Genomic DNA, 25,294 nt, shown 5'->3' with positions numbered 1-25,294 from the left:
TGCCGCCCCGGGGCTGGCGGGGGGGGGGGGGGGGGGGGGGGCGGGGGGGCGGGGGGGGGGGGCCGGGGGGGGGGGGGGGGCCGGGCCCCCCCCCCCCCCCCCGCCCGCAGGACGGTCAGGCCGGGCTGCCCAGCCAGTCGGTGAGGGCGGTGCGGAGCTCGCCCTGGCCGGGGTCGACGGCGCCCCAGGCGACGTAGCCGTCCGGGCGGATCAGCAGGACGGTGTCGCGCAGCTTGCCGTGCGGGTCGGCGGGGGCGGCGCAGACCACGCGGTCGGCCCAGGGCTCGGCGGCGGCCAGCTCGTCATTGCTGACCAGGACGAACTTCCCGGCGCGCAGCGCCTCGTAGAGCCGCTCCGGGGCGGCGGGGGCGCCCTCGACGGGCTTGCTCAGGGCGGTCAGCCGCAGGTCCGGGACGCGCTTGCCGACCTGCGGGTGGGCGTCCTTGGGGGCCGGGTAGGAGATGCCGATGCCGGAGACCAGCCTGGCGCCGCGCTCGGTGACCGGGTCGAGGTGGCCGCCCAGCGCGGTCAGCGCCCCGCGCAGGGCGCGGGTGGGGGCGGACTCGGCGAGCGCCAGCCGGATCAGCGCGCCGGAGGTGCGCAGCACCGTCCGGCCGACCGGGTGCCGCTCGGTCTGGTACGTGTCCAGCAGGGCGTCGGTGGCGTGGCCCCGGAGCGCGGCGGCGAGCTTCCAGGACAGGTTGGCGGCGTCCTGGAGGCCGGTGTTCATGCCCTGGCCGCCGGCCGGGGAGTGGCAGTGCGCGGCGTCGCCGGCCAGGAAGACCCGGCCGGAGCGGTAGTTGGGGGCCTGTCGCTCGTCGCTGTGGAAGGTGGAGCTCCAGCGCACCTCGTGCAGGCCGTAGTCCTCGCCGAGGATGGCCCGGGTGAGGTCGGTGAGCTGCTCGGTGGTGGGGGTGGTGCCGTCCGGGTACCGCTCCTCGCGGTCCCAGGCGATGATCCGGAACCAGCCGTCGCCGAACGGGGCGATGAAGGCGAAGCCGGCCTGGTTGGCGCCGACGGTGATCGCCTGGGCGGGCTCGCGGTCCAGCCGGACGTCGGCCAGCACCACCGAGTCGACCACGGACTCCCCGGGGAACGGGATGCCCAGCAGGTCGCGGACGGTGGAGTGGACGCCGTCGGTGGCGACCGCGTACGCGGCGCGGTGGCTGTGCCCGTCCCGGGTCTCCAGCGTCACGCCCTCGGCGTCCTGGTGCAGCCCGGTGACCTCGGCACCGCGCAGCACGGTCGCGCCGGCGTGCTCCGCGCGCTCCAGCAGCACCCGCTCGACGTTGTACTGCGGGGTGATCAGGACGAACGGGAAGCGGGTGGGCAGCGAGCCGAGGTCGATGCCGAAGCGGTCGAACATCCGCAGTTCGGCGAGCGGACGGCCGGTGGCGATCAGCTCCTCGGCCAGGCCCCGGGCGTCCAGCAGCTCCAGGCTGCGGGCGTGCACGGCGAAGGCCCGGGTGAGGTTGGACTCGGCGGCCCGCTTCTCCAGCACCGTGACGCCGACCCCGGCGGCGGCGAGGTCGCCGGCCAGCAGCAGTCCGGTCGGTCCGGCACCGACGATCAGGACGTCGGTTTCGGTCGTCGGCTTCACGGCCATGTATTCAGCTCCCGTTCCTCGGAGGGCGGTCGGACGCCGTTCCCGGCGTTCTCCCAGCCTCCATCATCGCGGGCGCCGTCGGGGCTGTGAACCGCCGGGTCCCGGCGGTGGGCGACCGCCGGGACCCGGGCACGCGTCGAACGGCTCAGGCGTGCCGGCGGATCTCCACCGTGCGGAACCGGTTGGCGACGAACGCGCCGTCGCAGTAGGCCGCGTTGGCGGCCGGGTTGGCGCCGGTGCCGTGCAGGTCGGAGAAGGCGGCGGTCTGGTTGGGGTAGACCCCGCCGGTGAGGTTGAGCGAGAGCGAGACGCCGGAGTCCAGCGCGGCCTCGACCAGCAGCGCCTCCACCGCGGGCGAGGTGGTGTAGCCGGAGGCGGTCATGGCGCCCTTCTCGCGGACCGTGGTGCGCAGCAACTCGACGGCGGCGGCGGTGGATTCGACGGCGACGGCGAAGGAGACCGGGCCGAAGCACTCGCTGCGGAAGACCGCGCGGTCGTCCGGCTTGTCGGCGTCCAGCTTGACCAGGGCGGGGGTGCGGACGGTCGCGCCGGGGAAGTCCGGCGAGGTCACCGCGCGCGGGGCGAGGGCGAGTTCGCCGTACTCGCCGCCGGCCGCGGCGGCCGAGCGCTGGAGCACCCCGGGGTTGACCACGGCGCCGAGGATCGCCGCGGCGCGGGCGTCGTCGGACAGCAGGCCCTCGATGGCGCCGGCCAGGTCGGAGACCACCTGGTCGTAGGACTTGTCGCCCTGGTCGGTGGCGATGCCGCCGCGCGGGATCAGCACGTTCTGCGGGGTGGTGCACATCTGGCCGCTGTAGAGCGAGAGCGCGAAGGCGAGGTTGCCCAGCATGCCCTTGTAGTCGTCGGTGGAGTCGATCACCACCGCGTTGACGCCGGCCTTCTCGGTGTACACCTGCGCCTGCTTGGCGTGCTCCTCCAGCCAGTCGCCGAAGGCGGTGGAGCCGGTGTAGTCGATCAGCTTGATCGCCGGGTGGACGGCGAGCGCCTGGGCGACGGTGCCGCCCTCGTGCTCGGCGGCCAGGCAGACCAGATCGGCGTCGAAGCCGGCCTCGGCGAGCACCTCGCGGGCGATCCGCACGGTGAGTGCGAGCGGCAGCACGGCCCGCGGGTGCGGCTTGACCAGCACCGGGTTGCCGGTGGCCAGCGAGGCGAACAGGCCCGGGTAGCCGTTCCAGGTGGGGAAGGTGTTGCAGCCGATCAGCAGCGCGAGGCCGCGCGGGACGACGGTGAACTCCTTGGTCATCACCAGCGGGTCGCGCTTGCCCTGCGGCTTGGTCCAGCCGGCCTGCCGGGGCAGCCGGGTCTGCTCGGCGTAGGCGTAGGCGACGGCCTCCAGGCCGCGGTCCTGGGCGTGCGGGCCGCCGGCCTGGAAGGCCATGCCGTAGGCCTGGCCGGTGGTGTGCATGACGGCCTGGGCGAACTCGTGGGAGCGGGCGTTGATCCGGTGCAGGATCTCCAGGCAGACGGCGGCGCGCTCCAGCGGGGTCGCGGCGGCCCAGCCGGGGCGGGCGGCGGTGAGCGCGGCGATCAGCGCGTCCGGGGCGGCGTGCGGGTAGGTGATGCCCAGCTCGACGCCGTACGGGGAGGCCTCGCCGCCGACCTGGTCGCCGTCGGTGGGGTGGCCGTCGAGGGCGAAGGGCTTGCCGAGCAGGGCGTCGAAGGCGGCCTTGCCGTCCGCCGGGCCGCTCTCGCCGTAGGCCTTCGGGAACTCGGGGTAGGGCGACCAGTAGTCGCGCTCGGTGGCGGCGGTGAGCGCGGCGTCCAGGGTGGCCTGGTGGCGCTCGACCAGCTCGCTGACGAGGGGGTGGGTGACCGCTGCGGACATCTGTGCGCTCCTCGGAGGGCCTCGAAAAGCAGGACGGGACACGTCACAGAGTAACCGAACGATCGGTCGGCTCAAGGGGGTGCAGCGGGGGAATCCGGCGGGAACGCACAGGGGGCGCGTCCATGGCGGACGCGCCCCCGTGGGCTCGGGTGATCCGGGTCTACGGCACGCCGAGCTCGAAGAGGATGTACCCGGCGTACCAGCCGGAGGCGACCGCCCCGGTCCCCAGGACGGTGGCCAGCACCGGCAGGCTCAGCTTGCGCATCGCCACCGCCAGCGCGATGAACAGCGGGAACACGGGCATCAGGTAGCGCGAGACGTTGCCGAAGATGCCGAGGCTGCCGAGCACCGAGACGATCGTGGCCAGCGTGTAGGCGGTCAGCACCAGCGGCGGGCGCAGCCGGACCAGCAGCACGATCAGCACCGGCAGGCTGAACACGATCAGGGTGGCGAGGAGGTCCGGCACCGGGAAGCCGTAGGGGTAGTCGCTGCGGCCCAGCATCACCCCGCGGATCGCGTGCCAGGTGCCCTGGCCCCAGTCGAAGTAGTGCATCCAGGCGTCCTGCTGGATCCGGAAGTAGCCGCCCCACTCGCCCGTCCGCCAGCCCACCCAGCCGACGTAGCCGAGCAGGCCGACCGGGGCCAGCACCATCGCGGTCAGCGGGCGCAGGACGCCGCTCTCCCGGCGGTACAGCTCGACGATCGCGGCCAGGCCGACGGCACCGATCAGGGCCGCGGAGGTGGGCCGGTTGAGCCCGGCGACCAGGGTGATCACCCCGGCCGCGATCCACTGCTTGGTCATCACGCAGTAGCAGGCCCAGGCGGCCAGCGCGACGAACAGCGAGTCCGAGTAGACGGCCCACTCGGCTCCCGACCCCGGGACGATCGCCCAGATGCCGGCCGCGATCACGCCCGAGCGCGCGTCCGAGGTGAGCTTCTCCACGACGGCGTAGATGCCGGCCGCGGCGAACAGCGAGGACACCACCGAGACGAGCATCCCGGCGCCGTACAGGCCGAGGCCGGTGGTCTCCGAGACCATCCGCATCAGGCCCGGGTAGAGCGGGAAGAAGGCGGCCGAGTTCTGCTCGATGGTGTAGCCGATCGGACCGTTGGGGATCGGTACGAGCGCCGGGTGGTAGCCGAACTGCGCCACCTGCTGGTACCACCAGCCGTCCCAGGTGGCCAGCACGTCCCAGGGGTTGGCGCCGCCGCCGAACCGGGCCGGCTTCTTGGCGTAGTCACCGGCGAAGGAGAGCAGCTTCATGAAGACGGTGAAGCCGATCAGCTTCAGCACCGCGTAGCACCACACGGCCGGTCCGTAGCGGACCACCAGGTGGCGGCCGCGTTCCTGCCAGGTGCGCCCGGTGTCCGCCGGCTCCTCGCTGCGCTGCTCTGGCATGTCGGAGGCGACTGCCGGTATTGCGTTCATCAGCCGTGGACCCCAGTGCTCTGGACGTGGACGGATCGTCCGGAGATTCTAGGGCCTGCTTTTCCGGGTTGGTGTGGACCAGTCGGACCCGATCGCGTAACGCGGGGGGCGGCCGGGGATACTCGGAGGATGGCCGATCACACCACGCGCACCGCCTACACCGTGGAGTCACTGCTCGCGGTGACCGTCGACGTGTTCAACGAGCGCGGCTACGACGGGACCTCCATGGAGGACCTGTCCCGGGCGGCCGGGATCTCCAAGTCCTCCATCTACCACCACGTGCGCGGCAAGGAGGAACTGCTGCGGCTGGCGGTCGGGCGGGCGCTGGACGGGCTGTTCGCGATCCTGGTCGAGCCGGCCGCGGTCCGGGGCCCGGCGGTGGAGCGGCTGGAGCACGTGGTGCGGCGCACCGCCGAGGTGCTGCTGGAGGAACTGCCGTACGTGACGCTGCTGCTGCGGGTGCGCGGCAACACGGCCACCGAGCAGTGGGCGCTGGAGCGCCGGCGGGACTTCGACCACCAGGTGGCCGAGCTGCTGCGGGCGGCGGTCGCGGACGGCTCGCTGCGCGCGGACGTGGAGCCCAGGCTGGCCACCCGGCTGCTGTTCGGGATGATCAACTCGATCGTGGAGTGGTACCGGCCGGGGCTCAAGGCCGCCGACGGCGTCGCGGACGCGGTGGTCCACCTGGCCTTCGACGGGCTGCGGGCGCGCTGACCGGCCCGGCCCGCCGCGGCGGGCCGACCGGTGGGCCGGTCGGTGAGATCGGTGGGCCGGCCGGTCGGATCGGCGGCCCGGCCGGTCAGATCGGCGGCACCTGGTCGGTCTCCTCGAAGACCAGCATGGTCCGGGTGCCGAGCACCTGGGGAATGGACTGGATGCTGCCCAGCACCAGCTCCCGCAGGGCCTGGTTGTCGGCGGTGTGCACCAGCAGCAGGACGTCGAAGTCCCCGCCGACCAGCGCGATGTGCGCCACCCCGGGCAGCTCCAGCAGCCGTTCGCGCACCGTCCGCCAGGAGTTCTGGACGATTTTCAGGGTGACGTACGCGGACGCGGTCTGACCTGCCCGTTCGTGGTCCACCCTGGCAGTGAAGCCGCGGATGATGCCGTCCTCGACCATTCTGGAGATCCGGGCGTACGCGTTGGCCCGGGACACGTGCACCCGCTCGGCCACCGAGCGGATGGAGGCGCGACCGTCCTGCTGCAGCAGCCGAAGGATCGACCGGTCGACCTGATCGAGTCTGGACATCTGTTCAGCAGACATGACCCCCCACCCCCACCGATTGGACACACTGCCACCAGTCGACCGCCGAACAGGCCGAATGTCCACCACCTTGTCACGCTTCTGGTCAAGATGAACAGACGACCGAACAATCGGTAGGGAGCCCCCGCCACCCCTGGAGGTGCCCCGAGATGACCGTTCTCGACCACAGACACCACACGAGCGTGCCCGGCTGGCTGCCCGGGGCCACCGCTCCGCGCACCGACCCGGCGCCCCTCCTCCCGGACCCGTCCCCCGTCCGGGCGCTCGGCACCCCGGCCATGGAGAAGTACGACCCGGCCCTGCTGCGCGAGCTCTACCGCCGGCTGGTCGTCGGCCGCCGCTACAACCAGCAGGCCACCACCCTGACCAAGCAGGGCAGGCTCGCCGTCTACCCGGCGTCCACCGGCCAGGAGGCCTGCCAGGTTGCCGCCGCGCTGGTGCTCGGCGAGCACGACTGGCTCTTCCCCAGCTACCGCGACACCCTCGCGGTGGTCTCCCGGGGCGTCGACCCGCTGGAGGCGCTGACCCTGCTGCGCGGCAGCGCCCACACCGGCTACGACCCGCGGGCCAGCCGCACCGCCCCGCTCTGCACCCCGCTCGCCACCCAGGCCCCGCACGCCGTCGGGCTGGCGCACGCCGCCCGGCTGCGCGGCGAGCCGGTGGTCGCGCTGGCGATGCTCGGCGACGGCGGCACCAGCGAGGGCGACTTCCACGAGGCGCTGAACTTCGCGGCCGTGCTCGGCGCCCCGGTGGTCTTCCTGGTGCAGAACAACGGCTACGCGATCTCCGTCCCGCTCAGCGCCCAGTCCGCTGCACCGAGCCTGGCCCACAAGGCCGTCGGCTACGGCATGGCGGGCCGGCTGGTGGACGGCAACGACGCGCCCGCCGTGCACTCGGTGCTGACCGAGGCGGTCGAGCGGGCCCGGGCCGGCGGCGGCCCGACCCTGGTCGAGGCGCTGACCTACCGGATCGACGCCCACACCAACGCCGACGACGCCACCCGCTACCGCACCGAGCCCGAGGTGGCCGCCTGGCGCGAGCACGACCCGATCCTGCTGATGGAGCGCGCGCTGCGCGGGCTCGGCGTGCTGGACGACCGGCTGGTGCGGGAGGCGGCCGACGAGGCCGAGGCGCTGGCGGCCCGGATGCGGGCCGAGTTCCACGCCGACCCGGCCCTGGACCCGATGGCGCTGTTCGCCCACGTCTTCGCCGAACCGACCCCACAACTACGAGAGCAGGCAGCCCAGTTGGCCGAAGAGCTGGCCGCCGAGGCGGAGGTGGCGGACCGGTGAGCACCTCCCACCCGTCGCCCGCGCCCACCCACGGCGGGTCCTCCCCCGGCCTCCGGCCGGGGGGACCCCCATCGCGGCGCCCCTCCGACGCCCGCCCGTCGAGCATGGCCCAGGCGCTCAACTCCGCGCTGCGGGACGCCATGCGCGAGGACCCGGCGGTGCACGTGCTCGGCGAGGACGTCGGCGCGCTCGGCGGCGTCTTCCGGATCACCGACGGGCTCACCGCCGAGTTCGGCCCGGAGCGCTGCCTGGACACCCCGCTGGCCGAGGCCGGCATCCTCGGCACCGCGATCGGCATGGCGATGTACGGGCTGCGCCCGGTCGTCGAGATGCAGTTCGACGCCTTCGCCTACCCGGCGCTGGAGCAGCTGTTCTCGCACGTCGCCAAGATGCGCAACCGCACGGCCGGCAGGCTGCCGCTGCCGATCACCGTCCGCATCCCGTACGGCGGCGGCATCGGCGGCGTCGAGCACCACAGCGACGCCTCCGAGGCGTACTACACCAGCACCCCCGGCCTGCACGTGGTCACGCCGGGGACGGTGGCCGACGCGTACGGGCTGCTGCGCGCCTCGATCGCCTCCGACGACCCGGTGGTCTTCCTGGAGCCCAAGCGGCTCTACTGGGGCAGGGCCGACTTCGACCCGGCGACGCCGGTCGAGCCGATCGGCCGGGCGGTGCTGCGGCGCACCGGCACCTCCGCCGTGCTGATCACCTACGGCCCCTCGCTGCCGGTCTGCCTGGAGGCGGCCGAGACGGCGAAGGCCGAGGGCTGGGACCTCGCGGTGCTGGACCTGCGCACCCTGGTGCCCTTCGACGACGAGACGGTCTGCCGGGTGGTGCGCTCGCTCGGCCGGGCCGTGGTGGTGCACGAGGCGAGCGGCTTCGGCGGCACCGGCGCGGAGATCGCCGCCCGGGTCACCGAGCGCTGCTTCCACCACCTGGCCGCGCCCGTGCTGCGGGTCACCGGCTTCGACATCCCGTACCCGCCGCCGATGCTGGAGCACCACCACCTGCCCGGGGTGGACCGGATCCTGGACGCGGTCGCCCGGCTCCAGTGGGAGGACCGAGGATGATGCCCGTCGTGCGCGAGTTCCGGCTGCCCGACCTCGGTGAAGGTCTCACCGGGGCGGAGGTGGTGCGCTGGATGGTCGAGGTCGGCGAGGTGATCGCCGTCGACCAGCCGGTGGTGGAGGTGGAGACCGCCAAGGCCGTGGTGGAGGTGCCCTGCCCGTACGGCGGGGTGGTCACCGCGCGGTACGGCGAGGTGGGCGAGGAGATCGCCGTGGGCGCGCCGCTGGTGACGGTCGCGGTGGCGCCGTCGTCGGGGAGCGGTCCGCTGGCTCCGGACGAGCCGGGCGTCGTCGCCGCTCCCGCGGCCTCCGAGGTGGAGCGGCCGCTGGTCGGGTTCGGCGTCGCCGAGCCGGGCCGGGGCGGGCGCCGGCGCCGGGTCGGGGGGCCGGCCGCGGTGCCGGCCGAGGTCGTGCCCGGTGGCGGTGCCGCTGCTGGTGCTCCGGCGGGTGCTGCGGCCGGTACGCCGGCGGGTGCTGCGACCGCTGCGGTGGCCGTGCTGGTTCCGGCGGTGCCGACCGGGCCCGCGGTGGTGCCGGTGATCTCGCCGCTGGTGCGGCGGCTGGCCCGGGAGCAGGGGGTCGACCTGACCGCGCTCGCCGGGAGCGGGCCGGACGGACTGATCATGCGTGCGGACGTCGAACGGGCGGTCGCGGCCAGGGTGGCCGCTCCGGCGCCCGCCGGGCCGGCCGTGCGGGACGGCGTGGTGCCGCTGCGCGGACTGCGCAAGGCGGTGGCCGAGAAGCTGAGCCGCAGCCACCGGGAGATCCCGGCGGCGACCTGCTGGGTGGATGCGGATGCCACCGGACTCATGGCGCTGCGAAGGCAGTTGAACGCCACGCCGGGGCCGAAGGTGAGCGTGCTGGCGCTGCTGGCGCGGATCTGCACCGTCGCGCTGGCGCGCTTCCCGGAGCTCAACTCCTCGGTGACCGAGGACGGTTCGGGCATCCTCCGGCATTCGGCAGTGCACCTGGGCTTCGCCGCGCAGGGCGAGCGCGGGCTGGTCGTCCCGGTGGTCCGGGACGCGCAGAACCGCAGCACCGAACAACTCGGCGAGGAGCTGGCCCGGTTGACCGAAGCGGCGCGCGGTGGTGCGCTCACCCCGGCCGAACTGACGGGCGGCACCTTCACGTTGAACAACTACGGGGTGTTCGGCGTGGACGGCTCCACCCCGATCCTCAACCACCCGGAGGCGGCGATGCTCGGGGTCGGCCGGATCGTGGCCAAACCCTGGGTCCACCAGGGGGAGTTGGCGGTGCGCGAGGTGACCCAGCTGTCGTTCACCTTCGACCACCGGGTCTGCGACGGCGGGACGGCGGGCGGCTTCCTGCGGTTCGTCGCCGACTGTGTGGAGCAGCCGGGGATGCTGCTGCGACAGCTCTGATCCCGGCCGCCGAAAGGGGCGGACCTGGTCGCCCTGGGTGCGCGGAGGGGCACCCAGGGCGACCGCGGACCGGGGAGAGTAGCGCGTCCCCGGCCCGGATGTCCGGGCTTCGCGCGATTCGTCGGAGGAGCGCTCCGGCCGTGCCACGCTGCCCTGGCGCCAGTAGGGACAAGCCGAGTGGTGGCGCAGCCGGCCGGAGGCGAAACGATTCTCTTGGGTACTCGAAACGTAGCGGTGAAGTCCCGCGGGACAGTCCTGGTCCGCACCGGACACGGCTCGGCGGGGGCCGCCTCCGTCCCGGGCCTGCCGGCGGGTGCGCCCGGGCGCACCCCGGCGCGGGAGATGGCACGGGAGGTGGCCGTCCGGCCGCCGACGCCGTTGGACCCGCTGAACCCGCTGAACCCGCTGGACCTGCTGGACCTGCCGCCCCTGGCGGCCGCGGAGGCGCCGACGGCGGTGCTGCCGCCGGTGTCGCTGCTGGAGCCCGTCCGGCCGGTGATCCCGGCCCGGCCGCCGCACCCCCCGGCCGTGCCCGCCACCGGCCCCGTTTCCGGTTCCGGCGCCGCGCCCGGTTCCGGCCTCGTCCTCGCTCCGGACCCCACTCCCTTCCGCCCGCTGTTCGTCGACGCGCCCGGCCTCAACTGGGCCGGGCCGGGCGACCGGTGGAGCGAGGCCTGGGGCGTGCGGACCCCCGTCGGGCAGCTCCCGGCCGCACCGCCCGCCGTCGCGCTCCCCGCTGCCGGCCTTCCCGACGTCGGCCTTCCCGCTGCGGGCCAGGACGGGACCGCCGGCCGACCGCCGCTCACCAGCCGGGAGGTCGCGCTGGTCCGGGCCGGCCTCGCCGCCGTCGAGCCGGATGCCGACCGGGCCACCGCGCACTTCTTCGCGCTGCTCTTCCTGCGCCACCCCGAGCTCCGCCCCTCCTTCCCCGCCGCCATGGACGTCCACCGCGACCGGCTGTTCCGCATCCTGCTGGCCGTCGTGCGCGAGATCGACCAGCCGGTGGCCCTGCGCGCCACGCTGACCGGGCTCGGCCGGGACCACCGTCGGTACGGCACGCTGACCGGGCACGACGCCGCGGTGGAGGAGTGCCTGGTGGCGACGCTGGCCCGGTACGCGGGCGGCCGCTGGGACGCCGAGGCCGAATCGGCCTGGCGCCGCGCCTACCGGATGATCTCCTCGGTCGTGATCGAGGCCGCCGAGGAGGACGCCCGCACCTCGCCGCCCTGGTGGCAGGGCGAGATCGTCCGGCACGAGCGCCGCACCCGGGACGTCGCGGCGATCACCGTCCGCCCGGACCAGGCGTACCCGTTCCGGGCCGGGCAGTACGCCGCTCTGGAGACGCCCTGGTGGCCGAGGGTCTGGCGGCAGTACTCCTTCGCCGGTGCGCCCCGCCCGGACGGGCTGCTGACCTTCCACGTCAAGGCCGTCCAGGCGGGCTGGGTGAGCAACGCGCTGGTCCACCGGGCCGCGCCCGGGGACGTGCTGCGGCTCGGCCCGGCGGCCGGCTCGATGACCGTCGACCACGCGGCGGGACCGGACCTGCTCTGCCTCGGCGGGGGCACCGGCATCGCGCCGATCCGCGCCCTGGTCGAGGAGGCGGTCGAGCACGGCGTGCCCGGCCGCCGGGTCGAGGTTTTCTACGGCGCCCGTCGGGCCGAGGAGCTGTACGCGCTGGCCGAGCTGCGCGAACTGGCCGCGCGGAACCGGTGGCTGACGGTCCGTCCGGTGCTTTCCGGCGGCGCCCCGGCGGGTGTCCTGCTGCCCGGGGGCCTGCTGTCCGGCGGGCCGCTGACCGGCGAACTGCCCGAGGTGGTGAGCCGGTTCGGCCCGTGGACCGGGCGCGAGGCGGTGCTCAGCGGGCCGCCCGCGATGGTGCGCACGGGCGTCGGGGCGCTGCTGCGGGCCGGGGTGCCGGCCGAGCGGATCCGGCACGACCCGGTCGGCGACCCGACCGCGGGTTGATCACCCGAGGTCGGGTGCGAGGAGCGCGCGGATGCCCTCGATGTTGGCCGCCAGGTACGCCCGCAGCCGGGGCGGGACCACGTTGACCGAGGTGACGCCCTCGCGGGTGAACGGCAGCCGGACCACCTCGTACTCGCCGTTGGGGTCGGTCACTTCGGGCCCGTGCCGCCGGCTGAGGTCCATCGAGGCGAGCCGGCAGACGAAGAAGTGCTGCACCTTGACCCCGTGCGGGTGCGGCAGGGTGCCGTCGTCGACGGCGGTCCCCCCGGCCGGTGGCTGGGGCAGGGGGTGGCTGATGGTGTCGACGAAGGCGGGCACCACGTCCACGACCTTCCCACCGAGTTCCTCGTCCACCTCGCGGTGCAGCGCCTCGACCACCGTCCGGTCCTCGCGCTCGACCCCGCCGCCGGGGGTGATCCAGTACGGGTGCGGCGAGTCCGGCCGGACCCGCCGGATCAGCACGATCGACGCCGGGCCGTACGGATCGTCCGGGTCGAGTTCCAGCAGGATCGCCCGCGCGGTGCGCTTCACGACGGGGCGCGGTGGCGGAGTGCGGTTCTCGGGGCCCATGGCCACCTCCGGGACTGGCGCGTTGTGCGGGATTCTCCCGCGCCGGGGCGGGGGCGAAACCCGGGGAACAGGGCGAAACACACCGGGAACGGGTCGAAACGCCGACCCGGTCGGGTGCATCCGTTCGGGGCCCCGCTGTGCTGCAATGAGCAGCTATCGGGCAAATCGGAGGTTTCGCTCCGCATGCCCGTTCTGGGCACGGACCTGTACGAGGGACTCGGGCTGGGGGTTGGGTGGCATGGATCGGATCGCACGGCCTTTCGGGAGGACGCAGCAGTTCGGGAAGGCACAGCCCGGCGGGACGTCGCGGCCGTCCGAGCGGACGCGGCCGTTCGGGGTCGCCCGGGAGCCCGGGACCGCGCGGGAGTCCGGGGCGGCCGTCCCGATCGCCATCGGCCCGGTGGTCGCCACCACGGCCCTGTCGCTCCCGGTCGGCCGGGCCGACCGGCTGGGGCCCGCCGCCCGCCAACTGCGGCGCGGGGTGGGGGCGATGAGCCCGGGGTTCATCTCCTGACACCACTTGGTCCGGACCAGCTCCGGCTCGTTCACCATTTGAAAAAGCACACCTTGTCCGCTACATCCCCAAACGGGACGATGATGATCGAACGTGGATTGGTTGCATAAACCGTCACAAAAACCGTCGAAAACATGTCCGGCCGCCATCGGACCAGCAGACCGACGGCGCGGGCAGAACGAGAGGTACTGGCGCCATGCAGCACAGCACAGTCCAGGGTCACCTGGTGATGAACCTCGTGGTCTCGCACGAGCTCTCCTTCCGCCTCCCGGTGGACCTGGCGTACGAGGCCGACGATCCGTACGCCGTCCGGCTCACCTTCCACCTCCCCGGAGACGCCCCGGTCACCTGGTACTTCGCGCGGGAGCTGCTGCTCGACGGGATCAGCGGGCCGGCGGGCGAGGGCGACGTGCACATCCGCCCGGTCGGCGAGGAGCTCTCGGAGGTCCGCATCGTGCTGCGCTCCCCCGACGGCGACGCCCTGCTGTGCGCGTCGGCCGCGCCGCTGATCGCCTTCCTGGCGCGCACCGACCGGCTGGTCCCGATGGGGCAGGAGTTCACCGGGCGGGACATCGACGCCCAGCTCGCCGACCTGCTCAAGGGGCGCGAGAACGCGGGGTGAGCGGTCCGGCGCCGGCAGGCCGCGCGGCGAGAACGGCGAAGGGGCCCGTACCCGGTGGAACACCCGGGTGCGGGCCCCTTTCGGCTGTTCGCGCGCCGCCGGTCAGTCGTCGTCCAGGGCCAGGTGCAGGCCCCACGAGACCAGGCTGATGATCAGCGAACCGACCAGGGCGGAAACGAAGTTGGTCACGTGGAAGTCCAGGCTCAGCTTCCCGGAGGCCCAGGAGGTGAGCAGGAGCATCAGGGCGTTGATCACGAAGGTGATCAGACCCAGCGTGAGGATGAACAGGGGGAGCGAGAACAGCTTGACCACCGGCTTGATCAGCCAGTTCACCACGCCGAACACGACGGCGACGCCGAGCACCGTCAGCGCCTTGTGCTGCCAGTCCGCGTTGCCCTCGGCGAGTTGGATGCCGCTGACGATCCAGGCGGCGACCCAGATGGCCGCCGCGTTGATCAGTGTCTTGATGACGAAACCCTTCATGCCGCCCAAGCCTGACAGGTACCCCCGTCCCGGCGGAACCACCGGACGGCGGGGTGGTGTTGAATGCCCCTGGTCCGGGAGGTGGACGGACGGGCCCGGGAACGAGGGAGGACGGCGGCGGTGAAGATCTTCCGGCTGGACGGACTGGACGCCGAACGGGCGGCCAACGACGGTGCGTACCTGCGGTTCCTGCGCGAACCGCGGATGTCCGCCGGGCTGTACGCGCTCGCCCCCGGCGACACCGACACCCAGACCGCGCACGACCAGGACGAGATCTACCAGGTGATCAGCGGCCGGGCCGAGCTGACCGTCGGCGCCGAGACCGCCACGGTCGGTCGCGGCACCGTGGTGTACGTGCCGGCCGGCACCCCGCACCGGTTCCACCACATCACCGAGGAGCTGCGCGTCCTGGTGGTGTTCTCCCCGCCGGAGGACTGAGCGTCCCGCCGGTTAGGGTCGGCGTCATGAGCACCAAGACGCTGACCGAAGAACTCTGGGCGGCCATCGAGCCGGTGTACGCCGAGATCCTCGCCCACCCCTTCCTGGCCGGGCTCACCGACGGCACCCTGCCGCGCGCGGCCTTCCGCCACTTCGTCGTCCAGGACTCGCACTACCTGCGCGACTACGCCCGCGCGCTCGCCGTCTGCGCCGCCAAGGCGCCCGGCGAGCAGGACGTCCGGGCCTTCGCCGACGACGCGGTCGGCGCGCTCGCCGCCGAGCAGGGCATGCACGCCGAGTTCCTGACGGCTTTCGGCGGCAGCGCCGAGGAGGCCGCCGCCGAGCCCGTGCTGCCCACCACCCGGGCCTACACCAGCTACCTGCTGGCAACCGTCTACGGCGGCTCCTTCGCCGAGGCGGTCGGCGCGGTGCTGCCCTGCTACTGGATCTACGCCCGGGTCGGCGAGGCGCTGCTCGCGCAGGGCTCGCCCGACCCGCTGTACGCCAAGTGGATCGCCACCTACGGCGACGAGGCCTTCCAGTCGGTGGTCCGCCGGGTGCTGGCGCTCACCGACCGGCTCGGTGAGGAGCTGTCCGCGGCCGAGCGCCGCAAGGTGGTCGAGCACTTCGTGACCACCTCGCGCTACGAGTGGATGTTCTGGGACGCCGCCTGGCGCGGAGAGCGCTGGCCGGTCTGAGGCGGCGCGGGTGCGTCCGCCGGTCGTCCGCCCGCCGTCCAGGTGCCGTACGGACGACGGGCGGGCGCTGCCGGGACGACGGGCGGTGCCGGGTCAGCCGGTGACGAAGTAGCCGGTCAGGTCGGCGACGACGTTCACCGGGCCGCCGTGGTTGAAGACCGAGTAGGTGCCCCCGCCGGTGACCCCGGTGGTCACCGAGTTGGCGACGGTCTGCCCGGGTTCGACGTTCACGGTGGAGGTGTTCGGCGGCTGGCCCCCGCCCGGGAACACCGTGAGGTGGCCGGAGTCGGTGACGTCGGTGACCGTGACGTTGGCCGCGACGCCCAGCACGTTCGGGACGGAGCCGTCCGCGGGCACGGCCCGGACCGCGGTGGTCGCCCCCCGCTGGAGCTTGCCACCGGTGATCCGGGTGTCGAGGTTGCGGACCGGCGTCGTGAGCGCGCTGAAGAGCCCGGTGCCGGACGGGCCGTAGTAGCCGACCACGTCCACGATCACGTGCACCCAGCCGGCGCGGTTGTAGATGTCGATCTTCCCGTCCGCCCCGACCGGCACCACGACCTGGTTCGCGACCGTCGATCCCACCGGGAAGTTGACGTTCGAGCCGTTGGCGGGCCGCTGCGTTCCGCTCGGGTACGCGGTCACGAAGCTGTCCCAGGAACCGTCCGTGGTGGTGACGTTGAGGACCACGGCCTTCGCGTCCGCGGTGCCCAGCTCCGGGCGGGCGACCTGGTACGTGCGCACCGCGTCGCCGCCGAGCCGGCCGGTGCCGTCGCTGCGGCTGTCGGCGATCCGGGTCGGGGTCAGCGGGCCGTACTTGTCGGTCGCCGCGGTCCGGTAGTAGCCGACCACGTCGAGCACGACGTCGGCGGTGCCCGCGTTGTTGTAGACGGTGAGCCACGGGGCGGCGCGGCTGACCGGGCCGACCGCGACCGTCACCAGGTTCGAAACGGTCTGGCCGGCCTTGAAGTTGATGCTGGAGGTGGCGGGTCTGGTTCCGGGCGCACCGGCGGTGGGGCCGAGCGAGAGGTAGCTGTCGGCGGTCGGGTTGGTCACGGTCACGTTGACCACGACGGACGTGACGTCGGTCGGAACGACGGACGTGCAGTCCCGCGGGGGGTGGCTGCGGCAGAACGTGGCGATCGGGGTCGTGAAGTACTGGCCCTCCTGGAGCGGCCGCGCGGTGCGGAACTCCGGGACCTGGTTGTAGTCGCGGGTGTCCAGGACCCGGGTCGGGGACATCCCGACGAACCCGGCCGGTGCGGTCACGTCGGCGGCGGCGGTCACGGCCGCCGGTGCCGCGCTCGACGGGACTGCGGCGAGGGCCGCGACGGTCAGGTTGAGCGCCGCGAGAGCGGCTGTGGACACGGCTGTTCTGGCCCGCATGATCAGGTTCCCCCCTGGTCGATGGCACCGGACGGGCGTTCTCCCGGCACTGGTTGGACGCTTGGGAACGCCGGGGGTTGTACGCCGCCGGACGAATTCTCGGGGGTCACCCGGGGGGTCGGGCTCGGGGTGATCTCGGGGTTCTCTCCGGGCCGTTGGGCCTCGTTCCGGCACTCGCGCCACCGTACGATCGAAGTACCGAAAGCAAGCGGGATGCGGCACCGGACGGCGGCCGACCCGAGGGGAGAAGAGGAACCGACATGGCTGAGCTCTGGAAGTCGCTGCCCTCCTGGGTGCGCAACATCGTCATCCCGGTGCTGGTCCTGGTGCTGGCCTGGAACATCGTCGCCTTCGTGTTCGGCGTCGTCGGCGCCCTGCTCTCGATCGTGATCAAGCTGCTGGTGGTGGTCGGCATCGCCGCCGCCGTGGTGGTCCTGGTGAAGAAGGCCGCCAAGAGCTGACCCACCACCCCGTAACGCCGCCCTGAGGCCCGGCCCCCCTACGAGAGGGGGGACCGGGCCTCGGCCGTTCTCCGGTATCCGATCGGCTACTGGTTGCGGTAGTAGCCGAAGAGATCGACGACGACATCGGTCGTGCCGGCGTTGTTGGCGATGTCGAACCGGCCCCCGGAGCCGACCGGGACGGTGGCGTGGTTGGGGACGTCCAGCCCGGGGGTGGCGTTGAGGTTGCTGGTGCCGGGCTTGTCCGTCCCGGTGGCCCACGCGGTCAGGTGGGTGGCCCCGGTGGTCCCGGTCGCCGTCAGGTTGACCACCGCGGCGGTCGCACCGGCGGGCACGCCGTCGACCGTACGGCGGTCGAACGGGCCGAACGGAGTGCTGTTCCGCGAGTCCATCAGGCGGGTCGGCACGACCGGGGTGAACAGGCCCTTGCCGTCCGGGCTGTAGTAGCCGAAGACGTCGACCACCAGGTGCGAACTGGAGGCGTTGGTGAAGATCTCGACGCTTCCGTCCGCGCCCAGCGGGACCACCACCTGGTTGGGGATGTCCCGGCCCGGGGCGGTGTTGAGGTTGGAGCCGGCCGCGGGGCGCTGGGTCCCGCCCGGGTAGACCGCGACGAAGCCCGGCGAGGCGGACTCGGTGGCCGTCACGTTGAGCACCGCCGAGGTGGCGCCCGCCGGGACGCCGCCGGTCCCGGCGATCTGCAGGCGCCGCGGCGCGCCCGCGACCAGCGGGGTGGCGTCGGACCGGGTGTCGAGCAGCCTGGCCGGGGCGACGGAGGTGAAGCGGTCCGTGCTGTCCGCGGTGAAGTAGCCGAGGACGTCGGCGACGGTGTGCACGTAGCCCGCGTTGTTGCGCACCACCACCGTGCCGTTCGGGCCGACCGGCACGGTCACCAGGTTGGCGACGTCCTGGCCGGGGCCGAAGTTCAGGTTCGAGGCGTTCGACCGGGCGGGTGTCGTGGAGACGTCCAGGTGGCTGTCGGCGGTGGCCTCGGTCGCGGTCAGGTTGAGCACGACGGCCGTGGCGCCCGGGGGCACCAGGGTGCCGGCCGAACCGGAGACCCGGTTGCGGACGTCCAGGTCCATGGTCTCACCGGGGCCGAGCCGCGGGTAGCGGCTGCCGGGCGCGCGGGTGTCCAGGATGCGGGTCGGGGCGATCGCGGTGTAGCCGGCCGGGGTGTAGTCGACGGTGACGACCCGCTCGGCGGTGCTGGTGGTGCCGAACTCATCGGTGACGGTCAGCCGCACGGTGTAGGTGCCGGGCTTGGCGTACACATGGCGCTCGGAGGACCGGTTCTCCCAGGGCCTGGCCGGGCCGTCGCCGAAGTCGTAGGAGTAGCCGGTGATCCGCGAGGGGCTGGTGGGATTGGCCCTGACCATGACAGCGAGCGGGTCGAAGTCGTTCTCCGGGGTCACCGTGAGGCTGGCGCCGAGGGTGCCGACGGCCTCGTATGCGCCGCGGTCGCGGAACCCGCCGTCCGGGCCGTTGTTCGCGACGTCCTCGTGGTCGAACGCGTCGTGGCCGAGCAGGTCGACGGTCGGAATGCCGGGCGTCTCGGGGCCGGCGGAGTCGATCACGCCGCCGGCCTGCCAGTCGCGCGCGTAGGACTTGGGCACCGACAGCGGCGAGAAATCAACGTCGAACGGCACGGAGGAGTTCGCGTCGTGCAGGCCCTGGCCGCTCGCGGCCTGCAGGGATGCGGCCGACTTGTAGGTGACGTCGGCCCACTTGTAGCAGGGGTAGCGGTCGGGGCTGAAGGACCAGACGGTGTTGTAGTCGAGGGTGGTGCCCGCGGTCGATCCGGCGGACACGTGGATGGCGCTCGTGGCCACGATGTTGTTGGTGATCGTCGCGTGGTCGGACGAGCCGGCCAGATCGATGGCGGGCGTGGGCGTCATGTTGGTGGTGTTGTGGGTGATGACCGTGCCCGGCGCGTCGGTCACCGAGACGGCCGGCCCCCTGGACGTGGAGTTGAAGTCGTTGCCGGCGATCACCGTCCCGGCGATACCGGGGCCGACCTTCACACCACCGGTGGTGCCGCGAACGAACGAGCGCTCGATGCGCACGTGGTCGCTGGCGCCGGTGACGGCGACAGCCGGACGGACGATCTTGTCGTCCCGCTGCTCGATCCAGTTGCCGGAGAGCTCGACCCGGCTGACGCCGTCGAGCTCGAAGTGTGTGACGTCGAAGCCGGAGAACACGACGTCGTGCTGGCCGGATATCGTCACCGGCTGCCGCAGCGGTCCGGCGATGACCGGGAAGGTCGACGTCCTGCCCGGAAGGGACGGCAGCTTGCCGATGCGGCCGGTGCCGCGGAAGGTGATCGGCTTGCCGGGCTCGCCGGAGCGCCGGACGGTCACGTCCTCGGGGTAGGTGCCGGGCGCGACCTCCACGGTCTGGCCCGGCAGTACCCGGTCGGCGGCGGCCTGGACGGTGCAGAGCGGCTGGGCCTGGGTGCCCGGGCCGCTGTCCTTGCAGAGACCGCCCTGGACGTAGAGGACGGCGGCCGGCTCGGCCGCGGCCGCGGGCAGTGGCAGGCCCACCACCGCGGAGACCACGGCGGCGCTCAGGCCGGCCGCGTGACGGATGCGCACGGTGCATTTCCCCCAAAAGTTGTCAAAGCCGTGAAACCCCTGAGCGGGCGCCGATCCGGTTGGGCCGTGCACGCCCTGATGGAGTGTCTGCGGAGTATCGGTGAGCATTATGGGGGCGGGGTGGGACAGGTCCGGCCGCGGGGCCCGGTCGGTGCGGCCGACCGGGCAGGGTGGGGCGCTCTGGACCTGCGGCGATCGGCTCGCTACGGTGTTGGGCGTCGTGTGCAGGCAACACCGCCTGCGACGCGGGAGCTCGGAGCACCGGGCTGAGAGGACGCTGACCGGGACGTCGACGGACGGACCGACGGCTGCGTCGACCGCAGGAACCTGACCGGGTAATGCCGGCGTAGGGAGTAGAGGTCAGATGACCACGTTCGAAGCACAGCCGCAGTCTGCCCAGGGCGCCCCCAGCAGCGAGCGCACCGGCTACCCGACCCCGGCCTGGCGCAAGGCCTACCGCGAGGGGTCGCGCCCCGACCTGCGCGTTCCGTACCGCGAGGTGCGGCTCAGCAACGGCGGGTCCGTCCCGCTGTACGACACCTCCGGCCCGTACACCGACCCGTCCTTCGAGCCCGATGTGCGGCGCGGCCTGCCCGCCCTGCGGGACGCCTGGATCCGCCAGCGCGGCGACGTCGAGGAGTACGACGGCCGCGAGCCGCGCCCCGAGGACGACGGGATCAAGCACACCTCGCCGCGCGGCGGGAACCTGCGCAACCTGGACGCCGTCTTCCCCGGTCGGCCGCGTCGCCCGCTGCGTGGCCGCGATGGCGCCGCCGTCACCCAACTCGCTTACGCCAAGCGGGGCGTGGTGACGCCGGAGATGGAGTTCGTGGCGCTGCGCGAGGGTCTGGCGCCGGAGTACGTGCGCGCCGAGGTGGCCCGCGGCCGGGCCGTCATCCCGGTCAACGTGAACCACCCGGAGGTGGAGCCGGCCGTCATCGGCACCAACTTCCTGGTGAAGATCAACGCCAACATCGGCAACTCCGCCGTGACCTCCTCGATCGAGGAGGAGGTGGAGAAGATGACCTGGGCCACCCGCTGGGGCGCGGACACCGTCATGGACCTCTCCACCGGCCGCAACATCCACACCACCCGTGAGTGGATCCTGCGCAACTCCCCGGTGCCGATCGGCACCGTGCCGCTCTACCAGGCCCTGGAGAAGGTGGACGGCAGGGCCGAGGAGCTGAGCTGGGAGGTCTACCGGGACACGATCGTCGAGCAGTGCGAGCAGGGCGTCGACTACATGACCGTCCACGCCGGCGTGCTGCTGCGCTACGTCCCGCTCACCGCGCGCCGCAAGACCGGCATCGTCTCGCGCGGCGGCTCGATCATGGCGGCCTGGTGTCTGGCCCACCACCAGGAGAACTTCCTCTACACCAACTTCGAGGAGCTCTGCGAGATCCTCGCGAGCTACGACGTCACCTTCTCGCTCGGCGACGGCCTGCGCCCGGGCTCGATCGCGGACGCCAACGACGAGGCGCAGTTCGCCGAGCTGAAGACCCTCGGCGAGCTCGGCCGGATCGCCCGCGAGCACGACGTCCAGGTGATGATCGAGGGCCCGGGCCACGTCCCGATGAACAAGATCAAGGAGAACATGGATCTCCAGAAGGAGATCTGCGACGAGGCGCCGTTCTACACCCTCGGCCCGCTGACCACGGACGTCGCCCCCGGCTACGACCACATCACCTCGGGCATCGGCGCGGCGATGATCGCCTGGTGGGGCACCGCGATGCTCTGCTACGTGACGCCCAAGGAGCACCTGGGCCTGCCCAACCGGGACGACGTCAAGACCGGTGTGATCACCTACAAGATCGCCGCCCACGCCGCCGACCTGGCCAAGGGCCACCCCGGTGCCCAGGCCTGGGACGACGCCCTCTCCGACGCCCGCTTCGAGTTCCGCTGGGAGGACCAGTTCAACCTGGCCCTCGACCCGGAGACCGCCCGCGCCTTCCACGACGAGACCCTCCCCGCCGAGCCCGCCAAGACCGCGCACTTCTGCTCGATGTGCGGCCCGAAGTTCTGCTCGATGAAGATCTCCCAGAAGATCCGCGACGAGCACGGCGACGGTTCCACCGCCGTGGACACCGAGTTCGACGCCGAGGCCCTGGCGGGCATGGCCGAGAAGTCCGCCGAGTTCGCGGCCCAGGGCAACAAGGTCTACCTGCCCCTGGTCGACTGACCCGGGACACCTGAGCGCCGCCCCGATCACCTCGGGGCGGCGCTTCGCCGTCCTCGCCGTCCTCGGCTACTTCTCGGCGTCGCCGAAGACCATGCGGTGTCCGCGCGCGGTGTCCATGTACTCACGGACGCGGTGGATCAGCCCGTCACGGAGTTCGAAGACCAGGCAGTAGTCATTGGCGTAGTGATTGCCGTTGGCGAGCGTCGCGGTCATGGTCTCCTCCACGATCACGCGCTCGCCGTCGGCGTGGAAACCGTGGAAGGTGACGTCGACGTCCCTGGCGAACAGGCGGGGGAAGTCCTCGGCGAGGAAGCGCGTGATCACCTCCCTGCCGACCATGTGACTGGGACAGCCCAGCGCGGTGGCCGTCGCGTTTCCCGGAGGTGCCAGCCACTCGGCGTCCTCGGTGAAGACCGCGGAGATCTGATCGGCGTCGTGGCCGGCGAACGCCTTCCAGGCGGCCCGGACGATGTCGTGGCTGCTCATCGAGCCGAGGTCGGTACGGGCGCCGGTCCGGGCGCGGCCGATGAAGCGGCCTCCAGCGTGCGGCGGATCACCGCCGAACCGTGCTCGACGGACTCGGCGATCGGTGCGGCCAGGGCGTCGGGCAGGACATCGGTGTGCCACACGAATCTCGTCCGGCCGCCGGCCTCCGGAAGGGCCTGCATGGACGCGTGGTGGTGGGACGGATGGAGGCTGCCGCCGACGACCGTGTAGGCGACCCGCATCGCCTCGTGGTCGAGGTCGACGAGCCGTTCGAACACGATCGTGCCATCGGCGAAGGTGACGGTGCGCGTGTCCGAGCTCAGCCGGGTGTCGGTGACGAACCCGGGTGCCAGCCGCTCGTGCACCGCGCCGTAGTCGCTGAGCACCGACCACACCGCCTCGGGGCGGGCGTCGATGACGATTTCCTTGTGGATCGAGGCCATGGGTGATCGACTCCTCGTCAGGCCGAAGCGATGCAGAACAGGTGGCCCTCGGGGTCGGCGAGAACGGTCCACTCGCCTTCGCCGGGCTGGAACTCCGGCTTGGTCGCCCCCGCCGAGAGCAGCTCCTTCACCGTGACCTCGGGATCGGCGACCGTGAAGTCGAGATGGGCGTGCTTCGCGGCGTCGGGCCAGCCGGGCCCCCGGTAGCCGGCGACCCGCTGGAAGGCCAACCGGACCGGCCCCTCGCCGAGTTGGACGAAGTCGTCGTCGCCCTGCCCGAGGTCCCAGCCGGTGACCTTGCGGTAGAACTCGGCGAGGGCCCCGGGATCGGCGCAGTCGATGGTGATCGCGGTGAGCTCCGCGTGGACGGCCATGGACGGCTCCCTTCGTGTCATCAGGTGAGCCCCAGCATCCGGGGCGAGGGGGCCGAAGGTCTTGAAGATCCTTGCGGGCCGTTCTGTCGTACCCGGCGGGTACCGTCCGCGGCATGCTGTCCGCATCGACCCTCGCCGCCCGGCCGGAGTTCACCGTGGCCGTGGTGGGGTGCCGTTCCGACCACGCCCGGTGGTCGCAGCCGGAGACCCGCGACGACCACCGCCTGGTGCTGGTGCGACGCGGCAGGTTCCGGCGATCGGCCGACGGCACCGACGCCGATCTGGACCCGACCACGGCCTACTTGGGCGCGCCCGGCGAACAGGAGCGCTTCGCCCATCCGGCCGGCGGCGACGTCTGCACGTCGGTCAGCTTCGAGCCCTCCCTCCTCGGGCGCCCGCCCGCCGCGACGACGGTGTACGTCGACGCGCGCGTCGATCTGGCCCACCGCCGTCTGGTCGCCGCCGCGGCCACCGGCGACATCGACTACGCGCTGGCGGAGGAACTGCTCCGCCTCGTCGCGGCCGCGGCCGGTGAGCCGACTTTCCGCTCCCGGCCGGCCGACCGGGCGCTGGCCGCCGCGGCGCGCGAGGCGATCATCGACGAGGCCCCGGAGGCCGGAGGGCTCTGCGCCCTGGCCGCGCTGCTGGAGGTGTCGCCCTACCGACTGAGCCGGGTGTTCTCCAGGGAGACGGGCGTCTCGCTGACCCGCTACCGCAACCGCGTACGCGTCACCCGGGCCATGGACCGGATCGCCGAGGGCGAACCCAGCCTCGCCGCCCTGGCAGCCCAGCTCGGCTTCGCCGACCAAGCGCACCTGACCCGCATCGTCCGCGAGCACGTGGGACACACACCGACGGTGCTGCGCCGGCTGCTTGCCCCGGTTCGCGCCCGTCATGAGCCGACGGGCCGATGAATGTGCCGCCGGACGGGCTTCCGGGAGCGGGGTCGGCGCGGTGCGGGGCGCGGGGTCGACCAACTGCCGGGCGCCGGGCGCCGGGTGCCGGGCGCCGGGCGCCGTGGGTCACGCGGGCTCGGCGGCGAGCAGGTCGGTGGTGCGGTCCGCGGTGAGCACGCCGAGGATGTAGCCGTCCTCGTCGACGACGGGCCAGACCGCCAGGTGCTTGATCCGCATGGCGATCGCGGCCAGGGTCAGGCCCATGGTCGGCCAGGCGAACGGGCCGCGCTGGTGGGTGGTGGCGCTGATCGCGGTCCGCTCGGTGTACCAGGAGCGGGTGAGGAACGGGTGGAGTCCGGTGCGGGTGACCAGCCCTTCGCACCGGCCGTCGTGGCCGCGGACGAGCAGGTAGTCCAGGTGGGCGCCGCGGAGGATGTCGTCGGCCCGGTCGACGGTGCTGTCGTCGGCTATCTGGTAGTCGCAGGGTTCCATGGCGTCGGCGACCGTGAGGCCGTGGCCGGGCCGGGCGGGCTGGGGCGAGTGAGTGGTCACGGCGTTCACCGTTCCCGTCTCCGGCCGCCCGCCGGGGCGGGGACTGCCGGGCTGTCCTGCACCCAGAACGAAGCCGGAACGGGGACCGGGATACGGGATGCCCTGGATGTCTCCGAGGCTACTCCCGCGGTGGTCGGCCCGGGGGAGGCTACGGCGGAGTAGCGTGGGGAGCAACCGAGGACATTCCGGACACCGGCATCAGCGTCGACGTCGCCCTGGGTCATGACGGGTCCCTCGTGGACCGGACGGGCGGCTTCGGATGATGCCGATCCCCCTCCCCATTCCTTCCTCCCCCGGGCCGTGGGCGGCGCCCGGTGTCCCGCTGCTGCCGCGCTTGGAACTGGAGCCGACGATGTCGCGGGAGGGTGTCTTCGACGGGGCCTGGTGGCCCCGTTCGAACGAGGTCCTCGCCGAACTGCCGGACCTGATCACCGCGCTCGGCGCCCACTTCGGGCGCATCCTGCGGGTCGGCCTCGACACCGAGGCCTGGGACGGTGTGCCCCGGTCCGTCGCCGCGAACGGCCTGATGGTCAGGATCAACTGGTTCGCCGGCAGCGACGGGACGATCAGCGTCACCCGGGGCCTCCAGGACCACTTCCTCCTGCTGGTGGTGCCGCCCGGCACCGACGCGACAACGGCCGCCTCGGCGATGGCCGGAGCCTCCGCGACGGGGAACCACACTCCGGCGGCGGAGCTGCTGCTCGGCCGACCGGTGGTCGCCGTCGCGCCTGGCCGGATTCACGGCTGAAG

24 protein-coding genes and 1 riboswitch are annotated in these 25,294 nt (G+C 73.0%); of the genes, 12 read left to right on the top strand and 12 right to left on the bottom strand.

The window, feature by feature from the left end; all coding sequences use genetic code 11:
• Positions 1-115 precede the first annotated feature (115 nt).
• The 3 genes from ACFVVA_RS30785 to ACFVVA_RS30775 form a co-directional block, all read right to left on the bottom strand.
• Complete coding sequence (locus tag ACFVVA_RS30785; protein WP_387694029.1) at positions 116-1,606, bottom strand: FAD-dependent monooxygenase; 1,491 nt, start codon at positions 1,604-1,606, stop codon at positions 116-118.
• Between the two features lie 145 nt (positions 1,607-1,751).
• Complete coding sequence (gene paaN / locus ACFVVA_RS30780; RefSeq protein ID WP_380634180.1) at positions 1,752-3,452, bottom strand: phenylacetic acid degradation protein PaaN; 1,701 nt, start codon at positions 3,450-3,452, stop codon at positions 1,752-1,754.
• A gap of 160 nt (positions 3,453-3,612) precedes the next feature.
• Positions 3,613-4,851 (bottom strand): hypothetical protein, encoded by a 1,239-nt coding sequence (locus ACFVVA_RS30775; protein WP_387694028.1) that lies wholly within the window; start codon positions 4,849-4,851, stop codon positions 3,613-3,615.
• A gap of 159 nt (positions 4,852-5,010) precedes the next feature.
• Between ACFVVA_RS30775 and ACFVVA_RS30770 the strand changes: the two genes are divergently transcribed.
• The gene (locus ACFVVA_RS30770) at positions 5,011-5,595 is read left to right on the top strand and encodes a TetR/AcrR family transcriptional regulator (protein WP_387694027.1); all 585 of its coding nucleotides are present in this window, start codon (positions 5,011-5,013) and stop codon (positions 5,593-5,595) included.
• Between the two features lie 85 nt (positions 5,596-5,680).
• On the opposite strand, the gene ACFVVA_RS30765 is transcribed toward ACFVVA_RS30770, so the two are convergent.
• Complete coding sequence (locus ACFVVA_RS30765) at positions 5,681-6,127, bottom strand: Lrp/AsnC family transcriptional regulator (RefSeq protein ID WP_359905204.1); 447 nt, start codon at positions 6,125-6,127, stop codon at positions 5,681-5,683.
• A gap of 164 nt (positions 6,128-6,291) precedes the next feature.
• Here ACFVVA_RS30765 and ACFVVA_RS30760 point away from each other — a divergent pair, with 164 nt between their 5' ends.
• From ACFVVA_RS30760 to ACFVVA_RS30745, 4 genes are all read left to right on the top strand, one after another.
• Positions 6,292-7,434 carry a thiamine pyrophosphate-dependent dehydrogenase E1 component subunit alpha gene (locus ACFVVA_RS30760; RefSeq protein ID WP_387694026.1) on the top strand — a complete coding sequence of 381 codons (1,143 nt, stop codon included), beginning with the start codon at positions 6,292-6,294 and terminating at the stop codon, positions 7,432-7,434.
• Positions 7,435-7,538: 104 nt separating this feature from the next.
• Positions 7,539-8,507 carry an alpha-ketoacid dehydrogenase subunit beta gene (locus tag ACFVVA_RS30755; protein ID WP_380545877.1) on the top strand — a complete coding sequence of 323 codons (969 nt, stop codon included), beginning with the start codon at positions 7,539-7,541 and terminating at the stop codon, positions 8,505-8,507.
• A complete protein-coding gene (locus ACFVVA_RS30750) occupies positions 8,507-9,886 on the top strand; it encodes a dihydrolipoamide acetyltransferase family protein (RefSeq protein WP_387694047.1) in 1,380 nt (459 codons plus the stop codon). The genes ACFVVA_RS30755 and ACFVVA_RS30750 overlap by 1 nt, the downstream gene beginning before the upstream one ends.
• Before the next feature lie 234 nt (positions 9,887-10,120).
• Entirely contained in the window at positions 10,121-11,851 is a 1,731-nt protein-coding gene (locus tag ACFVVA_RS30745) for a globin domain-containing protein (protein WP_387694025.1), read from the top strand.
• Here ACFVVA_RS30745 and ACFVVA_RS30740 read toward each other — a convergent pair whose 3' ends face one another.
• Positions 11,852-12,421 carry an NUDIX domain-containing protein gene (locus tag ACFVVA_RS30740; protein WP_387694024.1) on the bottom strand — a complete coding sequence of 190 codons (570 nt, stop codon included), beginning with the start codon at positions 12,419-12,421 and terminating at the stop codon, positions 11,852-11,854. It abuts the gene before it with no gap.
• A 710-nt stretch (positions 12,422-13,131) separates the two neighbouring features.
• Between ACFVVA_RS30740 and ACFVVA_RS30735 the strand changes: the two genes are divergently transcribed.
• A complete protein-coding gene (locus tag ACFVVA_RS30735) occupies positions 13,132-13,557 on the top strand; it encodes an SsgA family sporulation/cell division regulator (protein ID WP_387694023.1) in 426 nt (141 codons plus the stop codon).
• A gap of 102 nt (positions 13,558-13,659) precedes the next feature.
• On the opposite strand, the gene ACFVVA_RS30730 is transcribed toward ACFVVA_RS30735, so the two are convergent.
• Entirely contained in the window at positions 13,660-14,040 is a 381-nt protein-coding gene (locus tag ACFVVA_RS30730) for a phage holin family protein (RefSeq protein ID WP_359905187.1), read from the bottom strand.
• A gap of 120 nt (positions 14,041-14,160) precedes the next feature.
• Between ACFVVA_RS30730 and ACFVVA_RS30725 the strand changes: the two genes are divergently transcribed.
• Positions 14,161-14,478 (top strand): cupin domain-containing protein, encoded by a 318-nt coding sequence (locus ACFVVA_RS30725; protein WP_387694046.1) that lies wholly within the window; start codon positions 14,161-14,163, stop codon positions 14,476-14,478.
• Between the two features lie 26 nt (positions 14,479-14,504).
• The gene (tenA, locus tag ACFVVA_RS30720; RefSeq protein ID WP_387694022.1) at positions 14,505-15,176 is read left to right on the top strand and encodes a thiaminase II; all 672 of its coding nucleotides are present in this window, start codon (positions 14,505-14,507) and stop codon (positions 15,174-15,176) included.
• Between the two features lie 93 nt (positions 15,177-15,269).
• On the opposite strand, the gene ACFVVA_RS30715 is transcribed toward tenA, so the two are convergent.
• Positions 15,270-16,541: a hypothetical protein gene (locus tag ACFVVA_RS30715; RefSeq protein ID WP_387694021.1), complete on the bottom strand. Its 1,272-nt coding sequence runs from the start codon at positions 16,539-16,541 to the stop codon at positions 15,270-15,272.
• Between the two features lie 278 nt (positions 16,542-16,819).
• Between ACFVVA_RS30715 and ACFVVA_RS30710 the strand changes: the two genes are divergently transcribed.
• Positions 16,820-17,020, top strand: a complete 201-nt coding sequence (locus ACFVVA_RS30710) for a DUF5326 family protein (protein WP_049653234.1) — start codon at positions 16,820-16,822, stop codon at positions 17,018-17,020.
• An 86-nt stretch (positions 17,021-17,106) separates the two neighbouring features.
• Here ACFVVA_RS30710 and ACFVVA_RS30705 read toward each other — a convergent pair whose 3' ends face one another.
• The gene (locus tag ACFVVA_RS30705; RefSeq protein WP_387694020.1) at positions 17,107-19,614 is read right to left on the bottom strand and encodes a PKD domain-containing protein; all 2,508 of its coding nucleotides are present in this window, start codon (positions 19,612-19,614) and stop codon (positions 17,107-17,109) included.
• Between the two features lie 235 nt (positions 19,615-19,849).
• Positions 19,850-19,984: riboswitch (TPP riboswitch) on the top strand.
• Between ACFVVA_RS30705 and thiC the strand changes: the two genes are divergently transcribed.
• The gene (gene thiC / locus ACFVVA_RS30700; RefSeq protein ID WP_387694019.1) at positions 19,979-21,793 is read left to right on the top strand and encodes a phosphomethylpyrimidine synthase ThiC; all 1,815 of its coding nucleotides are present in this window, start codon (positions 19,979-19,981) and stop codon (positions 21,791-21,793) included. Its footprint overlaps the riboswitch before it by 6 nt.
• Positions 21,794-21,859: 66 nt before the next feature.
• Here the strand turns inward: thiC and ACFVVA_RS30695 are convergent, their stop codons facing one another.
• Genes ACFVVA_RS30695 through ACFVVA_RS30685 form a run of 3 tightly spaced genes read right to left on the bottom strand, consistent with a single transcriptional unit; the run spans position 21,860 to position 23,096 of the window.
• Complete coding sequence (locus ACFVVA_RS30695; protein ID WP_387694018.1) at positions 21,860-22,279, bottom strand: nuclear transport factor 2 family protein; 420 nt, start codon at positions 22,277-22,279, stop codon at positions 21,860-21,862.
• Positions 22,276-22,722, bottom strand: coding sequence for an SRPBCC family protein (locus ACFVVA_RS30690; protein ID WP_387694017.1), 447 nt, complete (start codon positions 22,720-22,722; stop codon positions 22,276-22,278). Before ACFVVA_RS30690 ends, ACFVVA_RS30695 begins: the two co-directional genes overlap by 4 nt.
• A 17-nt stretch (positions 22,723-22,739) precedes the next feature.
• On the bottom strand, positions 22,740-23,096 hold the full coding sequence (locus ACFVVA_RS30685; protein WP_387694016.1) for a VOC family protein: 357 nt from the start codon (positions 23,094-23,096) through the stop codon (positions 22,740-22,742).
• Positions 23,097-23,209: 113 nt separating this feature from the next.
• Here ACFVVA_RS30685 and ACFVVA_RS30680 point away from each other — a divergent pair, with 113 nt between their 5' ends.
• Entirely contained in the window at positions 23,210-24,010 is an 801-nt protein-coding gene (locus tag ACFVVA_RS30680; protein WP_387694015.1) for a helix-turn-helix transcriptional regulator, read from the top strand.
• 108 nt (positions 24,011-24,118) lie between these two features.
• Here ACFVVA_RS30680 and ACFVVA_RS30675 read toward each other — a convergent pair whose 3' ends face one another.
• Positions 24,119-24,544 (bottom strand): CBS domain-containing protein, encoded by a 426-nt coding sequence (locus tag ACFVVA_RS30675; RefSeq protein ID WP_359905161.1) that lies wholly within the window; start codon positions 24,542-24,544, stop codon positions 24,119-24,121.
• A gap of 259 nt (positions 24,545-24,803) precedes the next feature.
• On the opposite strand from ACFVVA_RS30675, the gene ACFVVA_RS30670 reads away from it, so the two are divergent.
• Positions 24,804-25,292, top strand: a complete 489-nt coding sequence (locus ACFVVA_RS30670) for a DUF5994 family protein (protein ID WP_387694014.1) — start codon at positions 24,804-24,806, stop codon at positions 25,290-25,292.
• The last annotated feature ends 2 nt before the right edge of the window (positions 25,293-25,294 follow it).

The organism is Kitasatospora sp. NPDC058048 (genome assembly GCF_042885555.1).
GTDB lineage: Bacteria > Actinomycetota > Actinomycetes > Streptomycetales > Streptomycetaceae > Kitasatospora > Kitasatospora lactacystinica.
The sequence above is the reverse complement of the archived record's forward strand: the minus strand, read 5'-3'. Positions and strand labels throughout refer to the sequence as shown.

What these genes read in the sequence shown, in the direction of transcription:
- tenA (WP_387694022.1), top strand. Translation starts at nt 14,505, where the DNA reads ATGAGCACCAAGACGCTGACCGAAGAACTCTGGGCGGCCATCGAGCCG.
- ACFVVA_RS30680 (WP_387694015.1), top strand. Translation starts at nt 23,210, where the DNA reads ATGCTGTCCGCATCGACCCTCGCCGCCCGGCCGGAGTTCACCGTGGCC.
- ACFVVA_RS30710 (WP_049653234.1), top strand. Translation starts at nt 16,820, where the DNA reads ATGGCTGAGCTCTGGAAGTCGCTGCCCTCCTGGGTGCGCAACATCGTC.
- ACFVVA_RS30760 (WP_387694026.1), top strand. Translation starts at nt 6,292, where the DNA reads ATGACCGTTCTCGACCACAGACACCACACGAGCGTGCCCGGCTGGCTG.
- ACFVVA_RS30775 (WP_387694028.1), bottom strand. Translation starts at nt 4,851, where the DNA reads ATGCCAGAGCAGCGCAGCGAGGAGCCGGCGGACACCGGGCGCACCTGG.
- ACFVVA_RS30695 (WP_387694018.1), bottom strand. Translation starts at nt 22,279, where the DNA reads ATGAGCAGCCACGACATCGTCCGGGCCGCCTGGAAGGCGTTCGCCGGC.
- ACFVVA_RS30670 (WP_387694014.1), top strand. Translation starts at nt 24,804, where the DNA reads ATGATGCCGATCCCCCTCCCCATTCCTTCCTCCCCCGGGCCGTGGGCG.
- ACFVVA_RS30750 (WP_387694047.1), top strand. Translation starts at nt 8,507, where the DNA reads ATGCCCGTCGTGCGCGAGTTCCGGCTGCCCGACCTCGGTGAAGGTCTC.
- ACFVVA_RS30685 (WP_387694016.1), bottom strand. Translation starts at nt 23,096, where the DNA reads ATGGCCGTCCACGCGGAGCTCACCGCGATCACCATCGACTGCGCCGAT.
- ACFVVA_RS30690 (WP_387694017.1), bottom strand. Translation starts at nt 22,722, where the DNA reads ATGGCCTCGATCCACAAGGAAATCGTCATCGACGCCCGCCCCGAGGCG.
- ACFVVA_RS30740 (WP_387694024.1), bottom strand. Translation starts at nt 12,421, where the DNA reads ATGGGCCCCGAGAACCGCACTCCGCCACCGCGCCCCGTCGTGAAGCGC.
- ACFVVA_RS30765 (WP_359905204.1), bottom strand. Translation starts at nt 6,127, where the DNA reads ATGTCCAGACTCGATCAGGTCGACCGGTCGATCCTTCGGCTGCTGCAG.
- ACFVVA_RS30730 (WP_359905187.1), bottom strand. Translation starts at nt 14,040, where the DNA reads ATGAAGGGTTTCGTCATCAAGACACTGATCAACGCGGCGGCCATCTGG.
- thiC (WP_387694019.1), top strand. Translation starts at nt 19,979, where the DNA reads ATGACCACGTTCGAAGCACAGCCGCAGTCTGCCCAGGGCGCCCCCAGC.
- ACFVVA_RS30785 (WP_387694029.1), bottom strand. Translation starts at nt 1,606, where the DNA reads ATGGCCGTGAAGCCGACGACCGAAACCGACGTCCTGATCGTCGGTGCC.
- ACFVVA_RS30770 (WP_387694027.1), top strand. Translation starts at nt 5,011, where the DNA reads ATGGCCGATCACACCACGCGCACCGCCTACACCGTGGAGTCACTGCTC.
- paaN (WP_380634180.1), bottom strand. Translation starts at nt 3,452, where the DNA reads ATGTCCGCAGCGGTCACCCACCCCCTCGTCAGCGAGCTGGTCGAGCGC.
- ACFVVA_RS30735 (WP_387694023.1), top strand. Translation starts at nt 13,132, where the DNA reads ATGCAGCACAGCACAGTCCAGGGTCACCTGGTGATGAACCTCGTGGTC.
- ACFVVA_RS30755 (WP_380545877.1), top strand. Translation starts at nt 7,539, where the DNA reads ATGGCCCAGGCGCTCAACTCCGCGCTGCGGGACGCCATGCGCGAGGAC.